This window comes from Kribbella sp. HUAS MG21, from assembly GCF_040254265.1.
Lineage (GTDB): Bacteria > Actinomycetota > Actinomycetes > Propionibacteriales > Kribbellaceae > Kribbella.
The window spans coordinates 4,234,150-4,254,553 of sequence record NZ_CP158165.1 but is presented as its reverse complement, the minus strand read 5'-3'; the positions used below and the strand labels follow the sequence as shown (position 1 = coordinate 4,254,553).

At 70.2% G+C, this 20,404-nt stretch carries 17 protein-coding genes; 10 read left to right on the top strand and 7 right to left on the bottom strand.

The annotated features are described in order from the left end of the window. Positions 1-44 precede the first annotated feature (44 nt). From ABN611_RS21015 to ABN611_RS21000, 4 genes are read left to right on the top strand one after another with little or no spacing between them, the layout of a single operon-like run. Positions 45-569, top strand: coding sequence for a hypothetical protein (locus tag ABN611_RS21015; protein WP_350273903.1), 525 nt, complete (start codon positions 45-47; stop codon positions 567-569). Then, on the top strand, positions 569-1,642 hold the full coding sequence (locus ABN611_RS21010; RefSeq protein ID WP_350273902.1) for a peptidoglycan-binding domain-containing protein: 1,074 nt from the start codon (positions 569-571) through the stop codon (positions 1,640-1,642). Before ABN611_RS21015 ends, ABN611_RS21010 begins: the two co-directional genes overlap by 1 nt. After that, a complete protein-coding gene (locus ABN611_RS21005) occupies positions 1,639-2,307 on the top strand; it encodes an ABC transporter ATP-binding protein (protein WP_350273901.1) in 669 nt (222 codons plus the stop codon). The genes ABN611_RS21010 and ABN611_RS21005 overlap by 4 nt, the downstream gene beginning before the upstream one ends. After that, the gene (locus tag ABN611_RS21000) at positions 2,300-3,499 is read left to right on the top strand and encodes an ABC transporter permease (RefSeq protein WP_350273900.1); all 1,200 of its coding nucleotides are present in this window, start codon (positions 2,300-2,302) and stop codon (positions 3,497-3,499) included. Before ABN611_RS21005 ends, ABN611_RS21000 begins: the two co-directional genes overlap by 8 nt. A gap of 9 nt (positions 3,500-3,508) precedes the next feature. Here ABN611_RS21000 and ABN611_RS20995 read toward each other — a convergent pair whose 3' ends face one another. Beyond that, positions 3,509-4,066 (bottom strand): general stress protein, encoded by a 558-nt coding sequence (locus ABN611_RS20995; protein WP_350273899.1) that lies wholly within the window; start codon positions 4,064-4,066, stop codon positions 3,509-3,511. Positions 4,067-4,143: 77 nt separating this feature from the next. On the opposite strand from ABN611_RS20995, the gene ABN611_RS20990 reads away from it, so the two are divergent. Together ABN611_RS20990 and ABN611_RS20985 are read left to right on the top strand one after the other, a co-directional pair. Continuing rightward, positions 4,144-5,262 carry a magnesium and cobalt transport protein CorA gene (locus ABN611_RS20990; RefSeq protein ID WP_350273898.1) on the top strand — a complete coding sequence of 373 codons (1,119 nt, stop codon included), beginning with the start codon at positions 4,144-4,146 and terminating at the stop codon, positions 5,260-5,262. A 179-nt stretch (positions 5,263-5,441) separates the two neighbouring features. Further along, on the top strand, positions 5,442-6,461 hold the full coding sequence (locus ABN611_RS20985; RefSeq protein ID WP_350273897.1) for a helix-turn-helix domain-containing protein: 1,020 nt from the start codon (positions 5,442-5,444) through the stop codon (positions 6,459-6,461). A gap of 243 nt (positions 6,462-6,704) precedes the next feature. Here the strand turns inward: ABN611_RS20985 and ABN611_RS20980 are convergent, their stop codons facing one another. Both ABN611_RS20980 and ABN611_RS20975 read right to left on the bottom strand, forming a co-directional pair. After that, a complete protein-coding gene (locus ABN611_RS20980; RefSeq protein ID WP_350273896.1) occupies positions 6,705-7,895 on the bottom strand; it encodes an acyl-CoA dehydrogenase family protein in 1,191 nt (396 codons plus the stop codon). A gap of 111 nt (positions 7,896-8,006) precedes the next feature. After that, positions 8,007-9,455 (bottom strand): serine/threonine-protein kinase, encoded by a 1,449-nt coding sequence (locus ABN611_RS20975; RefSeq protein WP_350273895.1) that lies wholly within the window; start codon positions 9,453-9,455, stop codon positions 8,007-8,009. Between the two features lie 120 nt (positions 9,456-9,575). Here ABN611_RS20975 and ABN611_RS20970 point away from each other — a divergent pair, with 120 nt between their 5' ends. Beyond that, a complete protein-coding gene (locus ABN611_RS20970; protein WP_350273894.1) occupies positions 9,576-10,232 on the top strand; it encodes a peptidylprolyl isomerase in 657 nt (218 codons plus the stop codon). A 41-nt stretch (positions 10,233-10,273) separates the two neighbouring features. Here ABN611_RS20970 and ABN611_RS20965 read toward each other — a convergent pair whose 3' ends face one another. Next, complete coding sequence (locus ABN611_RS20965) at positions 10,274-12,004, bottom strand: sialidase family protein (protein ID WP_350273893.1); 1,731 nt, start codon at positions 12,002-12,004, stop codon at positions 10,274-10,276. An 86-nt stretch (positions 12,005-12,090) separates the two neighbouring features. Further along, positions 12,091-13,050, bottom strand: coding sequence for a CoA ester lyase (locus tag ABN611_RS20960; protein WP_350273892.1), 960 nt, complete (start codon positions 13,048-13,050; stop codon positions 12,091-12,093). 127 nt (positions 13,051-13,177) lie between these two features. Here ABN611_RS20960 and ABN611_RS20955 point away from each other — a divergent pair, with 127 nt between their 5' ends. Then, positions 13,178-13,705 (top strand): hypothetical protein, encoded by a 528-nt coding sequence (locus ABN611_RS20955; RefSeq protein WP_350273891.1) that lies wholly within the window; start codon positions 13,178-13,180, stop codon positions 13,703-13,705. On the opposite strand, the gene ABN611_RS20950 is transcribed toward ABN611_RS20955, so the two are convergent. Both ABN611_RS20950 and ABN611_RS20945 read right to left on the bottom strand, forming a co-directional pair. Continuing rightward, positions 13,702-17,343, bottom strand: coding sequence for a S8 family peptidase (locus tag ABN611_RS20950; RefSeq protein ID WP_350273890.1), 3,642 nt, complete (start codon positions 17,341-17,343; stop codon positions 13,702-13,704). The two genes, ABN611_RS20955 and ABN611_RS20950, sit on opposite strands and share 4 nt — an antisense overlap. A 98-nt stretch (positions 17,344-17,441) precedes the next feature. Then, positions 17,442-18,416: a transcriptional regulator TrmB gene (locus tag ABN611_RS20945; protein ID WP_350273889.1), complete on the bottom strand. Its 975-nt coding sequence runs from the start codon at positions 18,414-18,416 to the stop codon at positions 17,442-17,444. A gap of 81 nt (positions 18,417-18,497) precedes the next feature. Here ABN611_RS20945 and ABN611_RS20940 point away from each other — a divergent pair, with 81 nt between their 5' ends. Together ABN611_RS20940 and ABN611_RS20935 are read left to right on the top strand one after the other, a co-directional pair. Continuing rightward, positions 18,498-19,796 (top strand): CBS domain-containing protein, encoded by a 1,299-nt coding sequence (locus tag ABN611_RS20940; RefSeq protein WP_350273888.1) that lies wholly within the window; start codon positions 18,498-18,500, stop codon positions 19,794-19,796. Continuing rightward, positions 19,786-20,364: a DUF1003 domain-containing protein gene (locus tag ABN611_RS20935; protein ID WP_350273887.1), complete on the top strand. Its 579-nt coding sequence runs from the start codon at positions 19,786-19,788 to the stop codon at positions 20,362-20,364. The genes ABN611_RS20940 and ABN611_RS20935 overlap by 11 nt, the downstream gene beginning before the upstream one ends. Positions 20,365-20,404: the final 40 nt, after the last annotated feature.

The window sequence follows — 20,404 nt, the reverse complement described above, 5'->3', positions numbered from 1 at the left end:
CTGCCCGCTGGAATCGCATCAAGAACGGATCAGGAGGCGGAACCATGCGATTCATCTGGCTGAGCATCACCGGGCTGCTGCTGGCAGCCGCGACCGGTTGCGGCGGGCCGACCGGCGCCGATCCCGGCGTCGCCAGTGCCGAAGGGACGACCGGAACGCCGGCGCCGACCAGTTCGCCGAGCAGCACACCCACCGGCACGGACCTGCTGAAGTTCGCGCAGTGCATGCGCGCGAACGGTGTCGACGTACCCGATCCGGACCCGGCCAAGGGGCTGACCGGGATGGGTGAGATCGACCGCGACGACCCGGACTTCAAGCCGGCGATGACGAAGTGCAAGCAGTACCTGTCGGGGCTGGGCGGGGACCCGTCGTCGCCGGAGTACCAGGCGCAACTGCTGGCCTTCGCGCAGTGCATGCGGGACCACGGTGCCGACGTACCGGATCCGGACCCGAACGGCGGGTTCGGCGGCAAGGGCCTCGACCGCAGCGACCCGGACGTCAAGGCGGCGCTGGAGGCCTGCCACGACAAACTGCCGAACGCCGGTCAGAGCCCGAAGTCGAGCGCGTGATGGCGAGGCGACGGAGCAGGATCGCCGTGATCGCCGTGGCGACGCTCGCCGCGGCCGGCGCGGCAGGCTGGGCGCTGACCAGACCGGACAGTGGCGTGGCCGCAGCACCGGCCCCGGCGCCGCTGCCGACGGTCAAGGTGACGAAACAGGATCTCGTCGAGACGCAGGAGGTCGACGGGACCCTCGGGTACGGCGAGCAGCACGCCGTCCCCGGGCAGCAAGGCACCGTCACCTGGCTGGCACCGGTGGGCTCGGTGGTGTCGCGCGGGCAGACCCTCTACAAGGTCGACCAGCGCCCGGTCTCGCTGCTGTACGGCGTGGTGCCGATGTACCGGACGTTGCAGGACGGCGTGGAAGGGGCCGACGTACAGCAGCTGGAGGAGAACCTGCGGAAGCTCGGGTACACCGGCTTCACGGTCGACGACGAGTACACCGGCGCGACCGCGGAGGCGGTCGAGGAGTGGCAGGAGGACCTCGGGCGCGAGGAGACCGGGAAGGTCCAGCGCGGTGACGTCGTCTTCACCGCGACGGCGGTGCGGGTCGCGAGCCACGGCAGCGTCGTCGGTGGCCCGGCGGGCGGGACGGTGCTCAGCTACACCGGCACCACCCGGCTCGTCACCGTGCCGTTGCCGGTCGGCGATCAACAACTCGCGGTCAAAGGCGCGAAGGTCGGCGTCGAGCTTCCGAGCGGCGGAACCACACCCGGGACGATCGAGTCGGTCAGCACCGTCGCCAAGGCGGCACCGCAGTCCGAGGGCGCTGGGCAGCCGGAGGCGAACGTCGAGGACGCCACGGTCGACGTGATCGTGCGGCTCGACAAGCCGGCGGCGGCCGGGACGCTCGACGAGGCGCCGGCCTCGGTGCACTTCACCGCCGAACAGCGCAAGGGCGTGCTCACCGTCCCGGTGACCGCACTGCTCGCGCTGGCCGAAGGCGGGTACGGCGTCCAAGTGGTTGCCGAGGGCAACTCCAAGGTGGTCGCCGTGAAGGTCGGGCTGTTCGCGAACGGACGGGTCGAGATCAGCGGCGCCGGCATCTCCGCTGGTGCCATGGTGGAGGTGCCGCAGACATGAACGCTGTCATCGAGTTGCAGAACGCGCACCGGCGCTACGCGGGCGGTGTCCACGCGGTCCGTGGTGTCTCGCTGCGGATCGACCGCGGCGAACTGGTCGCGGTCGTCGGCCCGTCGGGGTCCGGCAAGTCCACGATGCTGCACCTGATGGGCACGCTGGACCGCCCGTCGGAGGGTCACGTCCGCGTCGACGGACACGATGTCGCCCGGCTGTCGGACCGCCAGTGCGCGGCCCTGCGATCGCGCCGGATCGGCTTCGTCTTCCAGCAGTTCTTCCTGTCCCCCGGTGTCCGAGCCCTCGACAACGTCGCGAACGGCCTGCTGTACGCCGGCGTACCGCAGCGGACCCGCCGGCGCCGCGCGGCCCGCGCACTCGAGCAAGTCGGCCTGGCGCACCGGACCGACCACCGCCCGCACGAACTGTCGGGCGGCGAACGGCAACGGGTCGCGATCGCGCGCGCCGTCGTCGGACAGCCCGCGATCCTGTTCGCCGACGAACCGACCGGCAACCTGGACAGCGTCGCGGGCGCCGGCGTCCTGCGGCTGCTCGCGGAGCTGAACGCCGCCGGTACGACGATCGTCGTGATCACCCACGACCAGGAGGTGGCCGCCCGGCTGCCGCGCCGGATCGTGATGCGCGACGGCGAGGTGATCGAGGATGTCTGAACTGCCGAAGGCCGCCCGGCTGGCACCTGCCGACGTCGGACGTGTCGGCCTGTCCGGGCTGCGCAGCCGACCGGTGCGGCTGGTGCTCTCCGCGCTCGGCATCGCGATCGGGATCGCCGCGATGGTGTCTGTGCTGGGCATCTCCGCGTCGAGCCGGGCCGCGCTGGACGAACTCCTCTCCCGGTTCGGCACGAACCTGCTGACGGTCAAGCCGGGCCAGACCCTGTTCGGCGAACCGGCCGTGCTGCCGCCGGAGTCGGTCGCGATGATCGGCCGGATCGGTCCGGTGCAGACCGTCTCTGCCACCGGCGAAGTGGCGGTGAAGGTCTACCGGACCGACAAGGTCCCGGCAGAGCAGAGCGGCGGGATCGCCGTCCTCGCCGCCCGCACCGACCTGCCCGCCGCCGTCGGCGCTACCGTTGCCACGGGCAACTGGTTGACGACGGCGACCGCGCAGTACCCGGCCGTCATCCTGGGCGCCACGACCGCCCGGCGGCTCGGGATCGACCAGGTCACGCCCGAGACCCTGGTGTGGCTCGGCGACCGTTGGGTCAACGTCATCGGGATCCTCGAGCCGGTGCCGCTCGCCCCCGAACTCGACACCGCCGCGCTGATCGGTTGGCCGGCCGCGCAGCAGTACTTCGGGTTCGACGGCGCGCCGACCACCGTGTACGAGCGTTCCGGCGAGGACTCGGTCGACGCGGTCCGCGACGTGCTCGCGCGCACCGCCAACCCGGAGAACCCGGATCAGGTGGAGGTCAGCAGACCGTCCGACGCGCTCGCCGCGCAGCATGCCACCGACGAGACGTTCACCGCCCTGCTGCTCGGTCTGGGCGCGGTCGCGCTGCTCGTGGGAGGGGTCGGCGTGGCGAACACCATGATCATCTCGGTGCTCGAGCGCCGGGGCGAGATCGGGCTGCGTCGCGCACTCGGTGCGACCCGCGGCCACATCCGCGTCCAGTTCCTCGCGGAGTCGCTGCTGTTGTCGGGACTCGGCGGCGTGGCCGGTCTGCTGCTCGGGGCGGCGATCACCGGCGGCTACGCGATCAGTCAGGGCTGGCCGATCGCCGTACCGCTGACCGGGCTCGCCGGTGGACTCGGGGCCACGTTGCTGATCGGTGCCGTGGCCGGTCTCTATCCCGCCGTCCGAGCGTCCCGGCTGGATCCCGCGCAGGCGCTGTCGGCGCCGTGAGCTTAGGGCCTAGTCGCGGGGAGGCTGTACGGAGGCCTGGTCCTGCACCGGCTGCGGCGTGGAGTGGTCCGGAAGCAGCGGATGGACCTCACCCTTGAGCGCCAGCTTGGCCAGGTGGTTCCGGGCCTCCTCGGCGAACTTGAAGTCGCACAGGACGTCGTAGGTCGTGGCGACGACCGAGGTCCGGGACGTGAAGTCCCGGCGGCCGGCGGACTGCGCGTAGCTGAGACCGCCGAACACCATCCCGAAGAACGCGCCCAGCACCACACCGGTGACGAGCGCGGCCAGGAAGTTGCCCTGGGTGAACATGCCCAGCAGCAGACCGACGAACAGCCCGAACCAGGCTCCGCTCGCCACCCCGGCGCCGAGCGCGCGGCCCCAGGTCAGCCGGCCGGTGATCTTCTCGACCTGACGGAGGTTGTTGCCGACGATGGTCGTGTGCTCGACCGGGAACTTCTCGTCCGAGAGGTAGTCGACGGCTCGCTGCGCCTCCCGGTAGGTGTCGTACGTCCCGATCGTCAGGCCGGTCGGCCTGGGGTCCATCGAGGGCATGCCCTGCGTGGTCATCGTCGTTCCTCTCCACGTGCTTCCAACCCCCATCATTGCCGACGGCTGGTTACCACGTCTTGATAGCCTCGCCGGTGATGACCGGGCGACGGTGGGACAGACGGTTGAACACCGGCGCGACACGCCGTGTCAGCCGCGTCTTCGCCCGCCGCAACGGCGGAGCGGGCCGGCCGCCGGACGAGGTGGTCACCGGCAAGCTCGAAGGCGCTCTCGTCGACTGGGGACTGTACCGCGACGGCGTCCGCGACCAGCGCGTCGACTCCTACACCGAGGCCCTGGACCGGGCCCGGCGCGGCCAGGGGTTCGTCTGGATCGGGCTGTTCCAGCCGACCGACCACCAGCTCGCGATCATCGGGGCGGAGTTCGGCCTGCACCCGCTGGCGCTGGAGGACGCGTCCGAGGCGCACCAGCGCCCCAAGCTGGAGCGGTACGGCGACACGCTGTTCGCGGTGTTCAAGACCGTCACCTACGTCCCGCACCACGACCTGACGGCCACCAGCGAGGTCGTGGCGACCGGTGAGGTCATGGTGTTCTGCGGGCCCGGCTTCGTGGTCACGGTCCGGCACGGTGAGCACAGCGAGCTGGCGGGCCTGCGCCAGGAGCTGGAGCGCGAGCCGGAGCGGCTGGCCACCGGTCCCGGAGCGGTGCTGCACGCGATCGCCGACCACGTCGTGGACCGGTACCTGGAGGTCGCGGACGCCGTCCAGGCCGACATCGACCTGATCGAGACCTCGATGTTCACGCCGCGCGGCTGGCGGAACATCGACCAGGTGTACCAGCTGAAACGCGAGGTCCTGGAGCTCAAGCGGGCCGTCGCGCCGCTCACCGGGCCGATGCGGGCGCTGTCGACGCTGCGGCATCCGCTGATCGCCGACGAGACCAGGAACTACTTCCGCGACGTCGACGACCACCTGCAGCGGGTGAAGGAGCAGGTGATCTCGTTCGACGAGCTGCTCAGCTCGATCCTGCAGGCCGGGCTGGCCCAGGTGCAGGTGGCCGAGAACGAGGACATGCGCCGGATCTCGGCGTGGGTGGCGATCCTCGCGGTGCCGACGATGATCGCCGGGATCTACGGGATGAACTTCGACTACATGCCGGAGTTGCGGTTGCGGTACGCGTACTTCGTCGTCCTCGGCGTGATGCTCTCCGCGTGTTTCGTGCTTTACCGGCTGTTCAAGCGGAACCACTGGCTCTGAGCCCGGAATTCGCTTCCCGATGAAGGGTGACCTGGCAACCTTTTGCCATGGCCGGGAGTACTCCCGGATTGGAATGTTCAAACGGTTGTCGGCGGATCCCTTGCTTGATTGAATTCCGGGGTCGCATTCGGTCAGGAAATGACTACTTTCTGCGACCATTCTCGGCCCGGGGAGGGATCGTGGTGCTGCGCATTCATTTCACGCCGCGCGACCTGACCCGGATCAGGATCGCCACCACCCCGGCGCCGCTGTGGGAGGTGCTGCTGAGCCTGCACATGCTGCAGCACTCCGAGGGCCGGCTGATCTTCGAGGACTGGCGCCGCCGGGTGCGGACCACGGTCGCGCCGGACCAGATGCGGCTGCTGCTCGAGCTGACGCCCTCGAAGGGCTACTCCCCCGACTTCCTGACGCCGGCCGCGTCCGCGCCGGACTTCGACTCCGCGCTCGAGCAGGCGCTGGCGACACCGCAGCAGCAGGTGCGCAGCCAGCTCGACCTGCTCGCGCAGTACCGCCCGTCGTCCCCGTGGACGCGGGAGCTGGCGCAGGGCGGCCGGGCCCCGATGCAGAAGCTCGGCCGGGCCATCCGGACGTACCACGACGCGGCGATCGCGCCGTACTGGAAGTCGATCGGGACACACGTGTCCGCCGACCACGCCCATCGTGGGGAGGCGCTGGCCCGGCACGGTGTGGACCGATTGCTCTCGTCGCTGCATCCGCGGGTCCGGTGGGTGCCGCCGGTCCTGCAGGTGCTCGACCTGAACGACCGGGATCTGTATCTCGATGGCAGGGGAATCGAGTTGCAGCCGTCGGCGTTCTGCTGGCAGGTTCCGACCAAGCTGCGGGACCCGGATCTCACCCCGATCCTGGTGTACCCGATCCAGCATGCGCCCGGGATCCTGCGGCAGGCGTCGGCGGAACCGGCCCCGTCGAGTGACCCGCTGGGCTCGCTGCTCGGGTCGACCCGGGCGGCCGCGCTGGAGGCGACCGTCAGCGGCTGCACCACGACGGAACTGGCGAAACACTGCAAGATCTCCCCGGCCGCCGCCAGTCATCAGGCGACGGTGCTGCGCGAGGCCGGACTGATCACCACCCGCCGGGACGGCGCCTCGGTCCGGCACGAGATCACCCAGCTCGGCATCTGGCTGCTCTCCGGCCACGGTTCCGGCCGTCCGCGGCCGCCGGACCGCGCGCCCGCCTGACCCCTTACGCCCCTGCCCCGCCGCGCGCTGGGCCGACCGGCACCGCCCCGCCCGTCGACCCAGCGCGCCGGCCGGTCTTAGAGGGCGTCTGAGCACCCTGCGCCGTAGCGAGCAGGTGCTCGGCGGAGCGCCTCGGTGCGCTGGAGGGAAGGGTTCGATGCGGATCCATCGTGCCCTTTCCTCCAGTGCAGCGAGGTGCCCGCCGAGTGCCGCGCAGTAGGCGCAGGGTGCTCAGACGCCCTCTTACAGCTTGTAGTCCTCCAGGAGGCGGCGGCCGATGATCATCCGCTGGATGTCCGCGGTGCCCTCGCCGATCAGCAGCATCGGGGCCTCGCGGTAGAGGCGCTCGATCTCGTACTCCTTGGAGAAGCCGTATCCGCCGTGGATGCGGAACGAGTCCTCGACGACCTGCGAGCAGTACTCGCTGGCCAGGTACTTCGCGACGCCGGCCTCGAAGTCGTTGCGGGAACCGCTGTCCTTCTTCCGCGCCGCCTTCACCATCAGCTCGTGCGCGGCCTCCACCTTGACCGCCATGTCAGCCAGCCGGAACAGCACGGCCTGGTGGTCGGCGATCTTCTTGCCGAACGTCTCCCGCTGCTGCGCGTACGCGATCCCGAGCTCGAAGGCCCGCCGCGCCACCCCGCAGCCGCGCGCGGCGACGTTCACCCGGCCGACCTCGACGCCGTCCATCATCTGGTAGAAGCCCTTGCCCGGGACGCCGCCGAGGACCTGGCCGGCGTCGATCCGGTACCCGTCGAAGACCAGCTCGGTGGTGTCGACGCCCTTGTAGCCCATCTTCTCGATCTTGCCGGGCACCGTCAGGCCCTTGTCGACCTCGCCGAAGCCGGGCTCCTTCTCGACCAGGAACGTCGTCATGTTCTTGTAGACCGAGTCCGCGCCCTCGTCGGTCTTGGTGAGCACCGCGACCAGGTTCGCCGAACCGCCGTTGGTCAGCCACATCTTCTGGCCGTTGATCACGTAGCCGTCGGCTTCGCGCGTGGCCTTGGTCTTGATCGCGGACACGTCGGAGCCGCAGCCCGGCTCGGACATCGAGAACGCGCCGCGGACCTCGCCGGTGGCCATCCGCGGCAGGTACCTCCGCTTCTGCTCGTCGGTGCCGTGCTGGAGCAGCATGTACGCGACGATGAAGTGCGTGTTGATGATGCCGGAGACGCTCATCCAGCCGCGGGCGATCTCCTCGACGCACAGCGCGTAGGTGAGCAGCGATTCGCCGAGGCCGCCGTACTCCTCGGGGATCATCAGCCCGAACAGGCCGAGTTCCTTGAGGCCCTCGACGATCTCGGTCGGGTACTCGTCGCGGTGCTCGAGCTCGGTGGCGACCGGGAGGATCTCCGCCTCGACGAACGCCCGGACCGTCTTCAGGATCTCCTCCTGGACGTCGGTCAGGCCCTCGGTCTGCTGCAACCTGCTCATCGTGCGCCTCCTTCGGCCGGCTTACCCGCGAGTATCCCGCGAGTATCACAGCATCTCGGCACCGAGGGGACACCCGCTGTGACACCGGCCACCTGACGGAGGTCGCGTGGCTCACTCGTCGTTGTCGCCACCGTCGCCGTTGCCGTCACGGTCACCGTCACCGTCGCCGCCCGGGCGCGGCAGAGTGCGGCCGATGGTCTGGAAGAGCGTCACGATCTCCTGCGTCGCCTGCCAGCGCTGGCGCTGCTGCGCCTCCGCCAGCTTCCGCCTGGCGTCCCAGAAGTGCTGCGCCGCCGCGTTCAGGTCACCCTGGTCCATGGCCTCGGCAGCCTTGTCCAGGTCCCGCGCTGCCTCGCGTGGCGCCTTGCTGCGGCTGTCCTGCTGAGTAGCGCGGACCTGCGCGGCCAGCGTCCGCAGCCGCTGCACCAGGACGGCCCGCGGGTTCTGCGTCGGCTTGGGCGTGGGCTTCTTCGTGGTCTTGGTCGCGGAAGGGGTGGGCTTCGGTGTCGGCTTCGGCGCTGCCGTGGCCTTCTGCGCGGGTGCGGACGGTGTATTGCCGGCCTGTGCGCTCGGGGTGTCGTTGCTGACGCTCTCCCGCAGCAGGAGCAAGCCGGTGATGGCTGCGAGCACCACTGCGACGCCGATGCCGACCTTGGCGAGCGGGAAGGCCCGTGCCGGCGCGCGGTGGGAGGTGGGCTCGTCGTCGTCCTCCTCCCAGTGGCCGACGCCGAGCGGCTCCATGGCGAGGACCTGGGTGTGCGCCGGGTTGCTGAGGAGCGCGGCCACCTCGTCCGCCGACGACGGGCGGTCTGCCGGGTTCTTCGCCAGCAGCCGCGTGACCAGGTTCGCCAGCTCAGCCGGTACGTCGTCCCGCGTGATCTGTGGCGGCGGTGCGTCGAGGTGCTGCCGCATCACCACGTCCACGGTCGGCCCGGAGAAGGGCGGCGTACCGGTCAGGAGTTCGTGCAGGACGCAGCCGAACGAGTACCAGTCGCTGGCGGACGTGGCTGCCTCGCCGCGGACCTGCTCCGGCGACACGTACGACGCCGTACCGAGCAGGACGCCCAGGCCGGTCGTCTCGTTGCCCGCGCGCTTCGCGATGCCGAAGTCGGTCATCTTGAGCGTGCCGTCCGGAGCCATCAGCAGGTTGCCCGGCTTCACGTCGCGGTGCACGATGCCGGCCGCGTGCGCGGCGTCCAGGGCCCGCGCGCCCTGGGTGGCGATCTGCGTCACCAGGCCGGGGCTCGGGAGTCCCGACGTACGCATCAGCTGGGCCAGGTCCGGGCCCTGCACCAGCTCCATGACGAGGAAGACGTGGTCGCCCTCGGTGCCGACGTCGTACGTCGCGACCACGTTCGGATGGGTCAATCGAGCGGCTGATTGAGCTTCGGCGCGGAACCGCTGTACCGCGTCCATCGGGTCGCCGTCGAGACTGCGCAGCAGCTTCACCGCCACCTCGCGGGCGAGGAACGTGTCCTCGGCCCGCCACACCTCACCCGCATCGCCCCTGCCGAGCAGGGTCAGCAACCGGTACCGACCGGCCAGTACCTCGCCGTTCACACACCACACCTTCCGCAGCGGACCGGTTCACCTTAGGCGGGAAGCGCGCGCGGATCGAGTCCGTGGGGAAAAGCTTGGCAAAGCTCTGCGGAGCGCGATCGGGGTACTACGGTGTGTCGCATGAAGCGATCGATTCCCGCCCTGATCGCGGCCGCCCTGGTCGCGACGACGCTGACCACGACCACCGCCGCGGCGGCACCCACGGGGCAGCCGAGGCCCGTCGCCAAGTGCGAGTTCACCCCGACGCCGGAGAACCCGGCCGCCAAACCGGTCCGGATCCCGTCGCCGGTCGCCCGCGCGAAGGGCACGGTCGACGTGTACTTCGTGACGAACTACGGACCGTTCGTGGTCCGGATGGACCGGGCGAACGCGCCGTGCGGCGTGCACAACTTCGTGCACCTGGTGAAGAGCCGGTTCTACGACGCCACCCAGTGCTTCCGGCTGACGAACTCGGCCCGGCTCGGTGTCCTGCAGTGCGGCGACATCTACCGCCAGGAGGAAGGCGGACCGGGGTACAAGTTCCCGGACGAGGTCACCGGCCAGGAGACCTACCCGCGCGGCACCGTTGCCTACGGCAACCAGGGCCCGGGCACCAACGGCTCGGAGTTCTTCGTCGTGCACTCGTTCGCGAACATCGCGCCGAACTACACGGTCCTCGGCCAGGTGATCGCCGGTATGTCCACCTTCGACCGGATGGTCGCGGCCGGCATCGCCGACCCCGACCAGGACGGCCCACCCACCAAGCCGATCCGCATCTACAAGGTCTGGACGCGCTGAGCGGAGGGCAGCCGGCCGACGGCCGGCTGCCCTCGCTCCTCTCAATCCGCGGTCGGGTCGGCGACAGCGATCCCCCAGATGTCGGTGTTGCCGAACGTGGGCGGACAGGCGGTGCCCGGTGCCGGCACCGCGATCGGCGTACCGGCGACCAGCGACTGGCGGTAGGCGTCGATGGCCGGGCAGTCCGCACCTTCGCGGGTGTCGTTCCAGACCAGCACGCCGGACGATTCGGTCGCCACCGCGTAGTTGTAGTCGCCGAGGAACTCGAAGGCGAGCCCGTTGGCGCTCGACGCGCGGGCGTCACCGACCGCACCGCGGTGCAGGGTGGTGAACGGACCCGTCGACGAGTTCGCGTGCCGTACGACGCCCAGCATCGGCCGCGGTGCCGCCGTCGTCGGCTGCCACGGCGCGAGGAACGCGTTGTACGTCAGGTACACGTCCTGCCCGTCGGGCGAGATCGCGATCGCGGGCTGGTTGGCCCGGTCGGCACCTTCACTCGCCACCGTGCGGCCCGTGTAGCTGTCGCCGCCGTTCGTCGAGTGGACGACGTACGCGCGCTCGTTGTTCGTCCCCGCCGAGTCGTCGGACCAGGTGATGACGATCTCGTCAGTCGCGGTGGCACCGGTCGGCGCGCCGTTGGCGATGTCGATGCTGGGGAACGTGTTGGTCCGCGCGCCTGCCACGCCGTCGATGGTGAACCGGCCCTGGACCGGGTCGAACTGGCCGATGTTCGTCACGATCGTGATCGGCCGCGGCCGCTCGAACGTCCGGCCGCCGTCGAAGGACCGGGCCTGGAAGAACACGCCCTGCCGGGTCCGGATGTCGGTGCCGACCCAGACGACGTACACGGTCCCGGTGCTGTCGGTGCGGATCGCGCAGCCCTGCCGGCCGCCGGTCTGGGCGTTGTTCGTCGCGGGAGACAGCTGCTTGTTCCGCCAGGTCAGCCCGCCGTCGCTGGAGGCGGCGAACAGCACGGGTTCCGGCGCTCCGGCACCGACGCCGCGGAAGCCGACGTTGCAGACGTAGACGTTGCCGAAGAAGTCGCTCGACGCGGCGTTGTCGGCCCAGATCTGCTCCTTGTCGGAGAACAGCGCCGAGTTCTGCCTGGTCACGACGACCGGGGCGGACCACGCGGCGTTGACGCCGGCCAGCGCGTCCGCGAGGCGGTTGCCGGGACCTGTGGCGTCCAGATGCGACACGGTGATCGCCGCGGCGCCCCGGAAGCCGGGGTTGCCCGGGAATGGCGTCGTCAGCGAGCTGTAGTACAGCCTGGAGCCGTTGGTCCAGGAGAAGCTCCCGTTCGCGCCGAGGCGCGGCCCGAAGGCCAGCTCGGGATCGCCGTTGGAGACCATCCCGTTCTCGAAGAAGTTCGGCAACGTCCCGATCGGTCCGACCCGCGGCACACAGGCCGCCGGTCCCAGGCAGTGCCGCGCCGACCAGCCCGTGTACGTCGGCTGGAACCAGCTCTGGCCGCCGTTCGTCGAGAACGTGATGCCAGTGACTCCGACGCCCGGGGTGAAGGGGCAGGTCGTCGGATCGCCCGCGGCACAGGCCTCCAGGTCGATGTTGTCGTTGGCGCCCGAGGCGAGCAGCGACGGCTGGTGAGCGTCGACTGCGAGGCCAGGCTCGTTCTGCTTGTTCTGCGAGAAGGGCGTCGACGGACTGCCGACGGTGACCTCCGTGTCTGCGCCCGGCTGCGCGGAAGCCAGCCCGGTCCCGGTCAGGGCCAGGCACGCGACCGCAGCCAGGACCATGGCGCGTGGACGGCGCATGGCCCCTCCTGAGGATCACGGTCCCCCGAGGAATCGGACCTTTCCGGCCTACTCCTGCCGCGATCCGAAGGCAAGACCTCGGAGGCTCAGTCCGCCGGGGGTTGCCAGATGTCGGTGCGGGTGAGGCCGGCGGCGCGGCCCTTGGCGGAGATGACCAGGGCCATCTTGCGGCTGGCCTCGTCGATCATCTCGTCGCCGAGCATCACCGCGCCGCGCGCGCCGCCGGCCGCCGACGTGTAGTGGTCGTAGGCGTCGAGGATGTTCTCGGCGTGGTCGTAGTCCTCCTGGCGCGGCGAGTAGACCTCGTTCGCGGCGGCGATCTGGTCCGGGTGCAGGACCCACTTGCCGTCGAAGCCGAGCGCGGCCGAGCGGCCCGCGACCCGGCGGAAGCCGTCGACGTCCTTGATCTGCAGGTACGGGCCGTCGATCGCCTGCTTGCCGTGGGCGCGCGCGGCCATCAGGATCTGCATCAGGATGTAGTGGTAGGCGTCGCCGACGTCGTACCCGGGCGGCTGCTCGCCGACCACCAGCGACTTCATGTTGATCGACGCCATGAAGTCCGCCGGGCCGAAGATGATCGTCTCCACCCGCGGCGACGCGGTGGCGATCGCGTTCACGTTGGTGAGGCCGAGCGCGTTCTCGATCTGCGCCTCGATCCCGATCCGGCCGGGCTCGTACCCGTGCACCTTCTCCAGCTGGGTGAGCAGCAGGTCGAGCGCGACCACCTGCTCGGCGGTCTGCACCTTCGGCAGCATGATGCAGTCCAGGTTGGCCCCGGCGCCGCCGACGACCTCGATCACGTCGGCGTACGTCCACTCGGTGGTCCAGTCGTTGACGCGGACGACCCGGAGCTTGTTGCCCCAGCCGCCCTCGTTCAGCGCGGCGACGATGTTCTTCCGGGCGTCCGGCTTGGCCAGCGGCGCGACGGAGTCCTCGAGGTCCAGGAACACCTGGTCCGCGTCCAGCCCCTTCGCCTTGGCCAGGAACCGCGGGTTGGACCCGGGCGTCGCCAGACAGGACCGCCTGCTGCGCAACTGTTCCGTCATGCTCGTCGACCTCCGCTCGGTTACCCACCGGTCACCGGCAGCGTACGGCGTCACCCGCCGCCGCCCCGGTGACCCGGCTCACTTCCCTTCCGAGTGTGTCCCGATTCACCGTGTGACACTTGGACGCGTGAGCATCGACGACGCGGTTGCCGAGATCGCCGGGGTGATGAAGAAGGCCGGGCTCGTGTGGCTCGCCTGGGACGGCGGGCGGCCAACGCCTGCGTGGTTTGCGACCGTCGACGGGCAGTACGTCGTACTGGCGGACACCGGCGACGGCGCCGAGCAGCCGCTGCCCGGACTCGCCACCGCGCGCTCGGTGGAGGTCGTCGTACCCGCCAAGCCGGCGATGCACCGGCTGGCGAGCTGGACGGCGACCGTACGGCGGTTGGAGCCGGGGACCGAGGAGTGGACGGTCGCGGCGCAGGTGCTGCGGACCGAGCGGCTCAACGCGGCGGAGCTGGACACCCAACTGGAGCGCTGGCGCGCCGAGGCGGACATCCTGGTCCTGGACCCGACCGGCGAGATCACCGAGTCAGCGGGCCGGTACGACGCCACGCCTCGCGCCGAGGCCCCGATCCCGACCAGAGCCACCACCCGCGGCAAGCCACCGACGACCCTGCACCGCCCGGTACGGCGCCGCCCCAGGCTGAGTTAGCGGACGCCGAACGCGCGCTGGACGATCTGGCTCACGCCGTTGCCGGCGTCGTCGCGCGCGGTGACCCGGAGGGCCACGTAGTCGGCCGACAGAGGCGCATCGAGCTTGGCCCGCCATCCGGCCCCGTGCCGCTGCAGCTTGGCAGGTCGCCAGGTGACACCGTCGTCGTACGAGAACTCCGCCGTCGCCGCGCTGACCTTCCCGGTGTCCACCGCACCTGGGAGATGCGAGGCAGTCACGGTGAGGTCGCTGTGCCGCTTCGCTCGGCCCGACAGGTCTGTTGCGATCGAGTAGTCGAGCTGAAGCAGTGGGAGCGTCTTCAGCTGTGCGAAATCGACCTGTCCGGACGTGAAGGCCCATTCCGTGTGGGTCCTCGGGGAGTACGGACGGTTCGGCAGGTCGCGCTGGGTGTCCACGACGAGCCGGTACGGCAACCGCTCCGGCGCCACCTCGATCGACAGCATGTCGGCGCCCTCGCCCAGCAGCGTGTCGCCCTGGTAGAAGGCGGACCTGACCGGCGCGCCGACGTCGTACACGAAGCCCTGGTGCGGGCCCGAGTCGGCGAAGCCGGGAAGGCTGAAGACGCTCATGATGTCGCCAACCCGGGACGGGGGTGTCGACAACGCGCTGTCGCTCAGCAGCCGTGGCCGCTGGACCCCGCCGAACCAGGTCTCTTCGGTGACGCTGCCCGGGCGGTAGGACAGCGACGAGCCCTGTTGGATCAGGTCGGGTACCGCGGCCTGGCTGAGCCACTTCACCTTCGGCGAAGCCGTCACATAGACCGTGTGGTCGCCCTGCGCTTCCACCGTGCTCGCGGCTGCGGACACCGCCCAGCTGAAGTCCGTCGACAGGTCGAAGCGGATGTCGAGCGCCTCCCCCGGCCTGGTGTCCCTGAACACCTCGTCGATCCGCGCCAGGTCGCGGGCGGTCGGCCGGTAACCGGGATCCGCCGGCACGGCACCATCGTGGTGCTGGACGAGGTCGTAGAGATAGTCCGGGTACGGATGCGAGACGAGAGTCAGCAGCTTGGGACGCTGTGCCAGCAACTGCTTCCCCTGGTCGGTAGTCAGCGACGCCACTGGCAGTGCGGGCGCCTCCTCCTGCGGCAGGTCGGCCCAGGCGTCCAGGGGCCCGTAGCCGTCGTTCAGCAGCAGCAACAGCTTCGCACCGCCCTTGGCAGCTGCTGCGGCCTGCTGTGTCGGCGGTGCGGCGTCGCTGCGTTGGGCGACGGCGATCTTGCCGCGTACGTCGTACCTCGCCGGGTCCGTGCCGACGTACACGACCCGGGAGAGACCAGTGCCTGCGGGCAGCTTCGGTGACCAGCTCTGGACGAAGGTGTTGAAGGAGCCGACCGTCAGCGCGGGCTGCTCCTGACGCCAGCGGGTCGCGAACGTGTACGAGCCCTGCGTCACCTTGCGAGTCGGTGTGGCCCAGAGCGAGTCGTAGAGCCACCACTCCAGCTGATACGTGTCCACGAAGCGGTGCAGGTCGCCGTAGCTGCGGTACTGGTCGACCCGTACGTACGTGTTCTCACTGGGCCGCGGGGTGACCGCAGCAACCTTGCGGAGCCCTGCCGCATCGAAGGTGACTGTCTGGTCCTGCTGGACGTCCACCTCGGGTTGACTGATCACTGCCCGGCCCAGCGAGTGCGGCGCGTCCAGTCCCCGTACGTCGGCGTACATCCACGCTGCGTAGGTACTCGGGCGAACGGTGATGTCGAGGCTCCCGTCCACCATGTACACCTGAGGCACGACGTCCCGCTTGATGTCCTTGAGTACGACGACACCGGACAGGGGTGCGCCGTGCTGGTCCTTCGCGCTCAGCGACAGCTTGACGCGCCGGCTCTGCTTGCTGACACCGATCGCGGTGTGCGCGAGCACTGCGCCACCGGCATCCGTTGCTGTGAGCATCGAGCTGTAGCCGGCGTCATCGGCGGCCAGGTCCAGGTGGCTCACCACACCGACCGTCGCCGTACCGTGAGCCGGAACGGTCACCTGCGGAGCAGTCAGCGTGAACAGACCCGCCGGGATGCCCTGGTTCTTGAGAGCCAGGTTCAGCGTGACCGGCTCAGCACCGTTGTTGGTGTAGGTGACGTCCCTCTGCGCCAGCCCGCTCGCCGGGTACGGCCACTTCACCGCAGCGAAGGCAGAGCCGGACGAGTACAACGTACTGCGGACCGCAGCGGCCGCGTCCAGCCGACCAGTGCCAGCTGCGAACTGGCTGTACTGCAGCGTGGTCTTGGTCGTGCTGACCAGTGCGTCCTTCAACTGCTGACCGGTCCAGTCGGGATGCTCATGTGCCAACAGCGCCGCGGCACCCGCTACGTGCGGCGTCGCCATAGACGTCCCGCTCAACGCGACGTACGCCCCCTCCCCTTCCGGCGAGTACTGCGAGCGCGCGGCCAGCACGTCGACGCCCGGAGCAGTCAGGTCGGGCTTGAGCCCGCTGTCCCCGACGCGTGGACCACGGCTGGAGAACGACGCGAGCCGGTCCTTGCCGTCGACCGCGCCGACCGTCAGCGCCGCGTCGGCCGCACCCGGCGAGGAGACGCTGAACGGGTCCGGTCCCGAGTTGCCGGCGGCAATCACGAACAGCGCACCGGTCTCCGCGCTCAGCGCGTTCACGGCCTGGCTCATCGGGTCGGTTCCGTCGGTCGGACCGGACCCGAGGCTCATGCTGATCACCTTGGCGTGCTGGTCGCGGGCGGCCCACTCCATGCCGGCGAGGATCCAGGAGTCCTGGCCGTTGCCGTCGTCGTCCAGGACCTTCCCGACATGCAGGCCGGCACCAGGCGCGACGCCACGCTCACTGCCGTCCGACGCGGCCCCGGTTCCGGCGATGGTCGAGGCGACGTGGGTCCCGTGGCCGTTGCGGTCGGTGACGTCCGCTCCGGGCACGAAGCTCTGCGCGGCCACGATCCGGCCGCCGAAGTCCGGATGCGCGGCATCGATGCCGGTGTCGAGGACGGCCACGTCCACACCCGCACCGGTGTTGCCGCCCTGCCACACCTGAGGCGCACCGATCTGCGCGGTGGTGTCCGCCAGGGTGGCCTTCGCCTTGCCGTCCAGCCAGACCTTCGCGATCCCGCTCGGCAGCGCACGGGCGGCGGCGGCGCTGCTGCCGCCGGTGAACGACGTCCAGAACGCTGCTGCCTCGTCGTGGTCGGCCGTCACCGCGGCGCCCTTGATGCTGGTCAGCGCGCGGGTCTGCCGGGCGCCGGCGAGCGGGACCTGCTTCCGGCCGGCGGCGTACGACACGATCAAGGGCGTTCCGTCGCTGCGCGCGTCGTCGTACCCGTAGGCGAGGAGCTCCGTGACGTTGAAGAGCCGCTCGTCGAGGACGCCGGACGCGACGTACGGCAGCGCGGCGTCGGGATAGACGTACAGGTCGTTGCCGACAGCCATGATGTGCGCGCCGGCCGGCGTCCCGTTCGGCTTGCGCACGGTGGCGGTCGGACGGCCGCTGACGGTGGTCACGGTGACCTTGTCGCCGGTGATCAGCGTGACTGTGCGCGGCGGTGTACTGCTGATCGGTGCGGCGGCAGGTGCTGCACCGGCCGGCGGCACCACGGCCGCGGTCAGCGCCAGTACGGCCGCGCCCAGGGCGATCAGCCCACGACGGCAGGAGGGGAAGGACACGACGGCTCCAAGTGCAGGGGATGTCTCCGCATTACATGCGGCGGGCTGCCGGTCCTGCTACGGATCCGCCTGGCGCAAACTTGTCGTGGCCAATCCGGTCAGAGCCAGCCGCGGTCCCGGGCGTGCCAGCCCAGCTGGAGCCGGGAGCGGGAGTGGGTCTGTTCCATCAGTTGCTGGACCCGTCTGGCGACCGTACGGCGGCTGATGCCGAGCCGTGCACCGGCCGCGTCGTCAGTGAGCCCGGCGACCAGCAACGACAGGAGGTGCCTGTCCTCGGCAGACATTGCCTCCTCGGGTTCCAGACCGTCCGACTCGGTCACCGACAGCGGACTCGCCCTGTTCCACACTGTCTCGAACAGAGCAACCAGTGCGTCGAGCAGACTGCACGGATGGACCAGCAGCGCCGCGTCCTGTGCTGGAGTCGCCCAATCCAGCGGCAGCAGTGCCAACTCCCGGTCCGCGATCGCCAGCTTGGTCGGCAGCACGTCGGCGATCCGCGCCTGCTCCCCCGCCCGGACGTGGCTGACCGCACTGGCCGCCAGCACAGCGTCAGCGAGTGCCGAGCTGTCGTAGACCACCCGATACGTCACACCGGCACCTTGGCGGGCCAGCTGGGTGCTGTTCACCTCGGCCGAGGCGACGTACGGCGGGGCGACCAGCTCCCGCATCTCGGTCCGAGCGGTCCGCTGGACCCGGTCGAATGCCAGGCCGACCGCCGTCTCGCCGGTGACGATCTCGATCAGCTCCTCGGTTCGCCGCTCACCCCCTTGCCTGGTCGCCTCGGCGGCCAGCCGGTACGCCGCCTTGCGGACCCGCTCGAACTCCTCCTCCTGCCGCTGGATCAGCTGCTCAACGGCGAGCTCCGGAGGCACCGGCACGATCAGCTCAGCAGGTGGCGGCGTACGGTGCACGAACCCTTCGGTCTGCAGGACGTCGACCGCCCGCCGCACGTCGGGCACCGAGCGACCGAGTCGCCCGGCTAGGTCCCCCAGTGCCGCGGCGCCGTGCCGGATCAGTTCCAGGTACGCCGCTTCCTCGTCCAGTCCCAACCCGGTGGATCCCAGGATCCCCACCCCACTCCGATGTCGCCCGAGGAGCAAAGTCTACGAAGCGGCCTCAGCCGCGACTCCGCGTCGGCGGGTTAGCCTTCGGACATGACCGGATCACCGTCGCGTGTGTACGTCGCCCGGCTCGCGGGGCTGCCGGTCTACGACCCGAACGGCGACCAGGTCGGCAAGATCCGGGACGTGGTCGCCATGATGCGCCAGGGCGAGCAGCCGCCGCGGGTGCTCGGGCTGGTGGTCGAGGTGTTCACCCGGCGCCGCATCTTCCTGCCGATGACCCGGGTGACTTCGGTCGACGTCGGCCACGTCATCACGACCGGGCTGCTCAACATGCGGCGCTTCGAGCAGCGTGCGACCGAAGTACTTGTGCTGGGCGAGCTGCTCGACCGGACCGTCACCATCGCGGACACCGGGACGGCCGCGGTCGTGTTCGACATGGCCATGGAGCAGTGGCGGACCCGGGACTGGCTGCTGACCAAGGTGGCGGTGCGGGAGGGCTCCAAACGGTTCCGGCGCCGCGGCCAGACCCATGTCCTCGACTGGGCCGACGTCAGCGGGTTCACCCAGGTCGAGGAAGGACAGGGCGCGACCCACATCCTGGCGGCCTTCGAGTCGATGCGTGCGGCCGACCTGGCCGGCGTACTGCACGACCTGTCCGCCAAGCGGCGCAAGGAGATCGCAGCGGCGCTGAACGACGAGCGGCTGGCCGACGTCCTCGAGGAGCTGCCCGAGGACATCCAGGTCGAGATCCTCGCCGGGCTGGACACCGAACGGGCTGCGGACGTGCTGGAGGAGATGTCCCCGGACGACGCGGCCGACCTGGTCGCAGAGCTTCCTACGGACACGGCGGAACGCCTGCTGACGCTGATGGAGCCGGAGGAAGCGGAAGACGTACGGCGGCTGCTGACGTACGAGGAGCACACGGCCGGCGGTCTGATGACGTCAGAGCCGGTCATCCTGCCTGTGGACGCGACCGTGGCCGATGCGCTCGCCCACGTGCGCAACGCCGACCTGAGTCCGGCACTGGCCGCCATGATCTACGTGTGCCGTCCACCGCTGGAGACGCCGACCGGACGGTTCATCGGCATCGGCCACATCCAGCGGCTGCTCCGCGAACCCCCGTCCGAGCTGGTGTCCGCCGTACTGGACACGGACCTCGACGGGTTGCGGCCCGACGACAGCCTGCACACCGTGAGCAAGTACCTGGCGACGTACAACCTGGTCGCCGCTCCGGTGCTCGACGACGAGGGCCGGCTGATCGGTGCGGTGACCGTGGACGACGTCCTCGACCACCTGCTGCCGGACGACTGGCGTGAACACGACCATGCTGATCAGCCGGAACAGAACGGTCAGTCCGATGCGCAGGAGGTGGACCACGATGCCCCGTGACGACCGCAGCACCGACGACCGCCGCCCGCGCAGCAGTACCACCGAGGAGCGGCGCCGGTCCTCGGACGAGCGCCGGCTGTTCCGCGGCACCGCGCGGCTCGACGTACCGCGGGAGTGGCGGCGGACGTTCGTACCGCGGCCGGCGTACGACGCGGACGCGTTCGGCCGGCTGTCCGAGCGGATCGCGCGCTTCCTCGGCACCGGGCAGTTCCTGGTCTACATGACCGGGACCATCCTGTTCTGGGTCGGCTGGAACATCTTCGCCCCGCAGCAGCTGCGCTTCGACGAGTACCCGTTCATCTTCCTGACCCTCGCGCTCAGCCTGCAGGCGTCGTACGCCGCTCCGCTGATCCTGCTCGCGCAGAACCGGCAGGAGGCCCGCGACCGGGTGCAGTACGAACGCGACCGCGACGTCGACGCGCGGACCCGCGCGGACATGGAGTTCCTGGCCCGCGAGATGGCGTCGCTGCGGATGGCGGTCGGCGAGGTCGCCACCCGCGACTTCCTGCGCTCCGAGCTCCGCTCGCTGCTCGCCGACCTCGACACGCGCGAGGACGACCGGGTTTGAGGCCGAGCTACCCTCGCTAGCAGGTGAGGAAGGACGTGCG

Excerpts from the sequence above, each read along its gene's own strand:
- ABN611_RS21000 (WP_350273900.1), top strand. The coding sequence starts at position 2,300 with ATGTCTGAACTGCCGAAGGCCGCCCGGCTGGCACCTGCCGACGTCGGA.
- ABN611_RS20990 (WP_350273898.1), top strand. The coding sequence starts at position 4,144 with ATGACCGGGCGACGGTGGGACAGACGGTTGAACACCGGCGCGACACGC.
- ABN611_RS20995 (WP_350273899.1), bottom strand. The coding sequence starts at position 4,066 with ATGACCACGCAGGGCATGCCCTCGATGGACCCCAGGCCGACCGGCCTG.
- ABN611_RS20965 (WP_350273893.1), bottom strand. The coding sequence starts at position 12,004 with ATGCGCCGTCCACGCGCCATGGTCCTGGCTGCGGTCGCGTGCCTGGCC.
- ABN611_RS20960 (WP_350273892.1), bottom strand. The coding sequence starts at position 13,050 with ATGACGGAACAGTTGCGCAGCAGGCGGTCCTGTCTGGCGACGCCCGGG.
- ABN611_RS21015 (WP_350273903.1), top strand. The coding sequence starts at position 45 with ATGCGATTCATCTGGCTGAGCATCACCGGGCTGCTGCTGGCAGCCGCG.
- ABN611_RS20940 (WP_350273888.1), top strand. The coding sequence starts at position 18,498 with ATGACCGGATCACCGTCGCGTGTGTACGTCGCCCGGCTCGCGGGGCTG.
- ABN611_RS21010 (WP_350273902.1), top strand. The coding sequence starts at position 569 with ATGGCGAGGCGACGGAGCAGGATCGCCGTGATCGCCGTGGCGACGCTC.
- ABN611_RS20980 (WP_350273896.1), bottom strand. The coding sequence starts at position 7,895 with ATGAGCAGGTTGCAGCAGACCGAGGGCCTGACCGACGTCCAGGAGGAG.
- ABN611_RS20970 (WP_350273894.1), top strand. The coding sequence starts at position 9,576 with ATGAAGCGATCGATTCCCGCCCTGATCGCGGCCGCCCTGGTCGCGACG.
- ABN611_RS21005 (WP_350273901.1), top strand. The coding sequence starts at position 1,639 with ATGAACGCTGTCATCGAGTTGCAGAACGCGCACCGGCGCTACGCGGGC.
- ABN611_RS20935 (WP_350273887.1), top strand. The coding sequence starts at position 19,786 with ATGCCCCGTGACGACCGCAGCACCGACGACCGCCGCCCGCGCAGCAGT.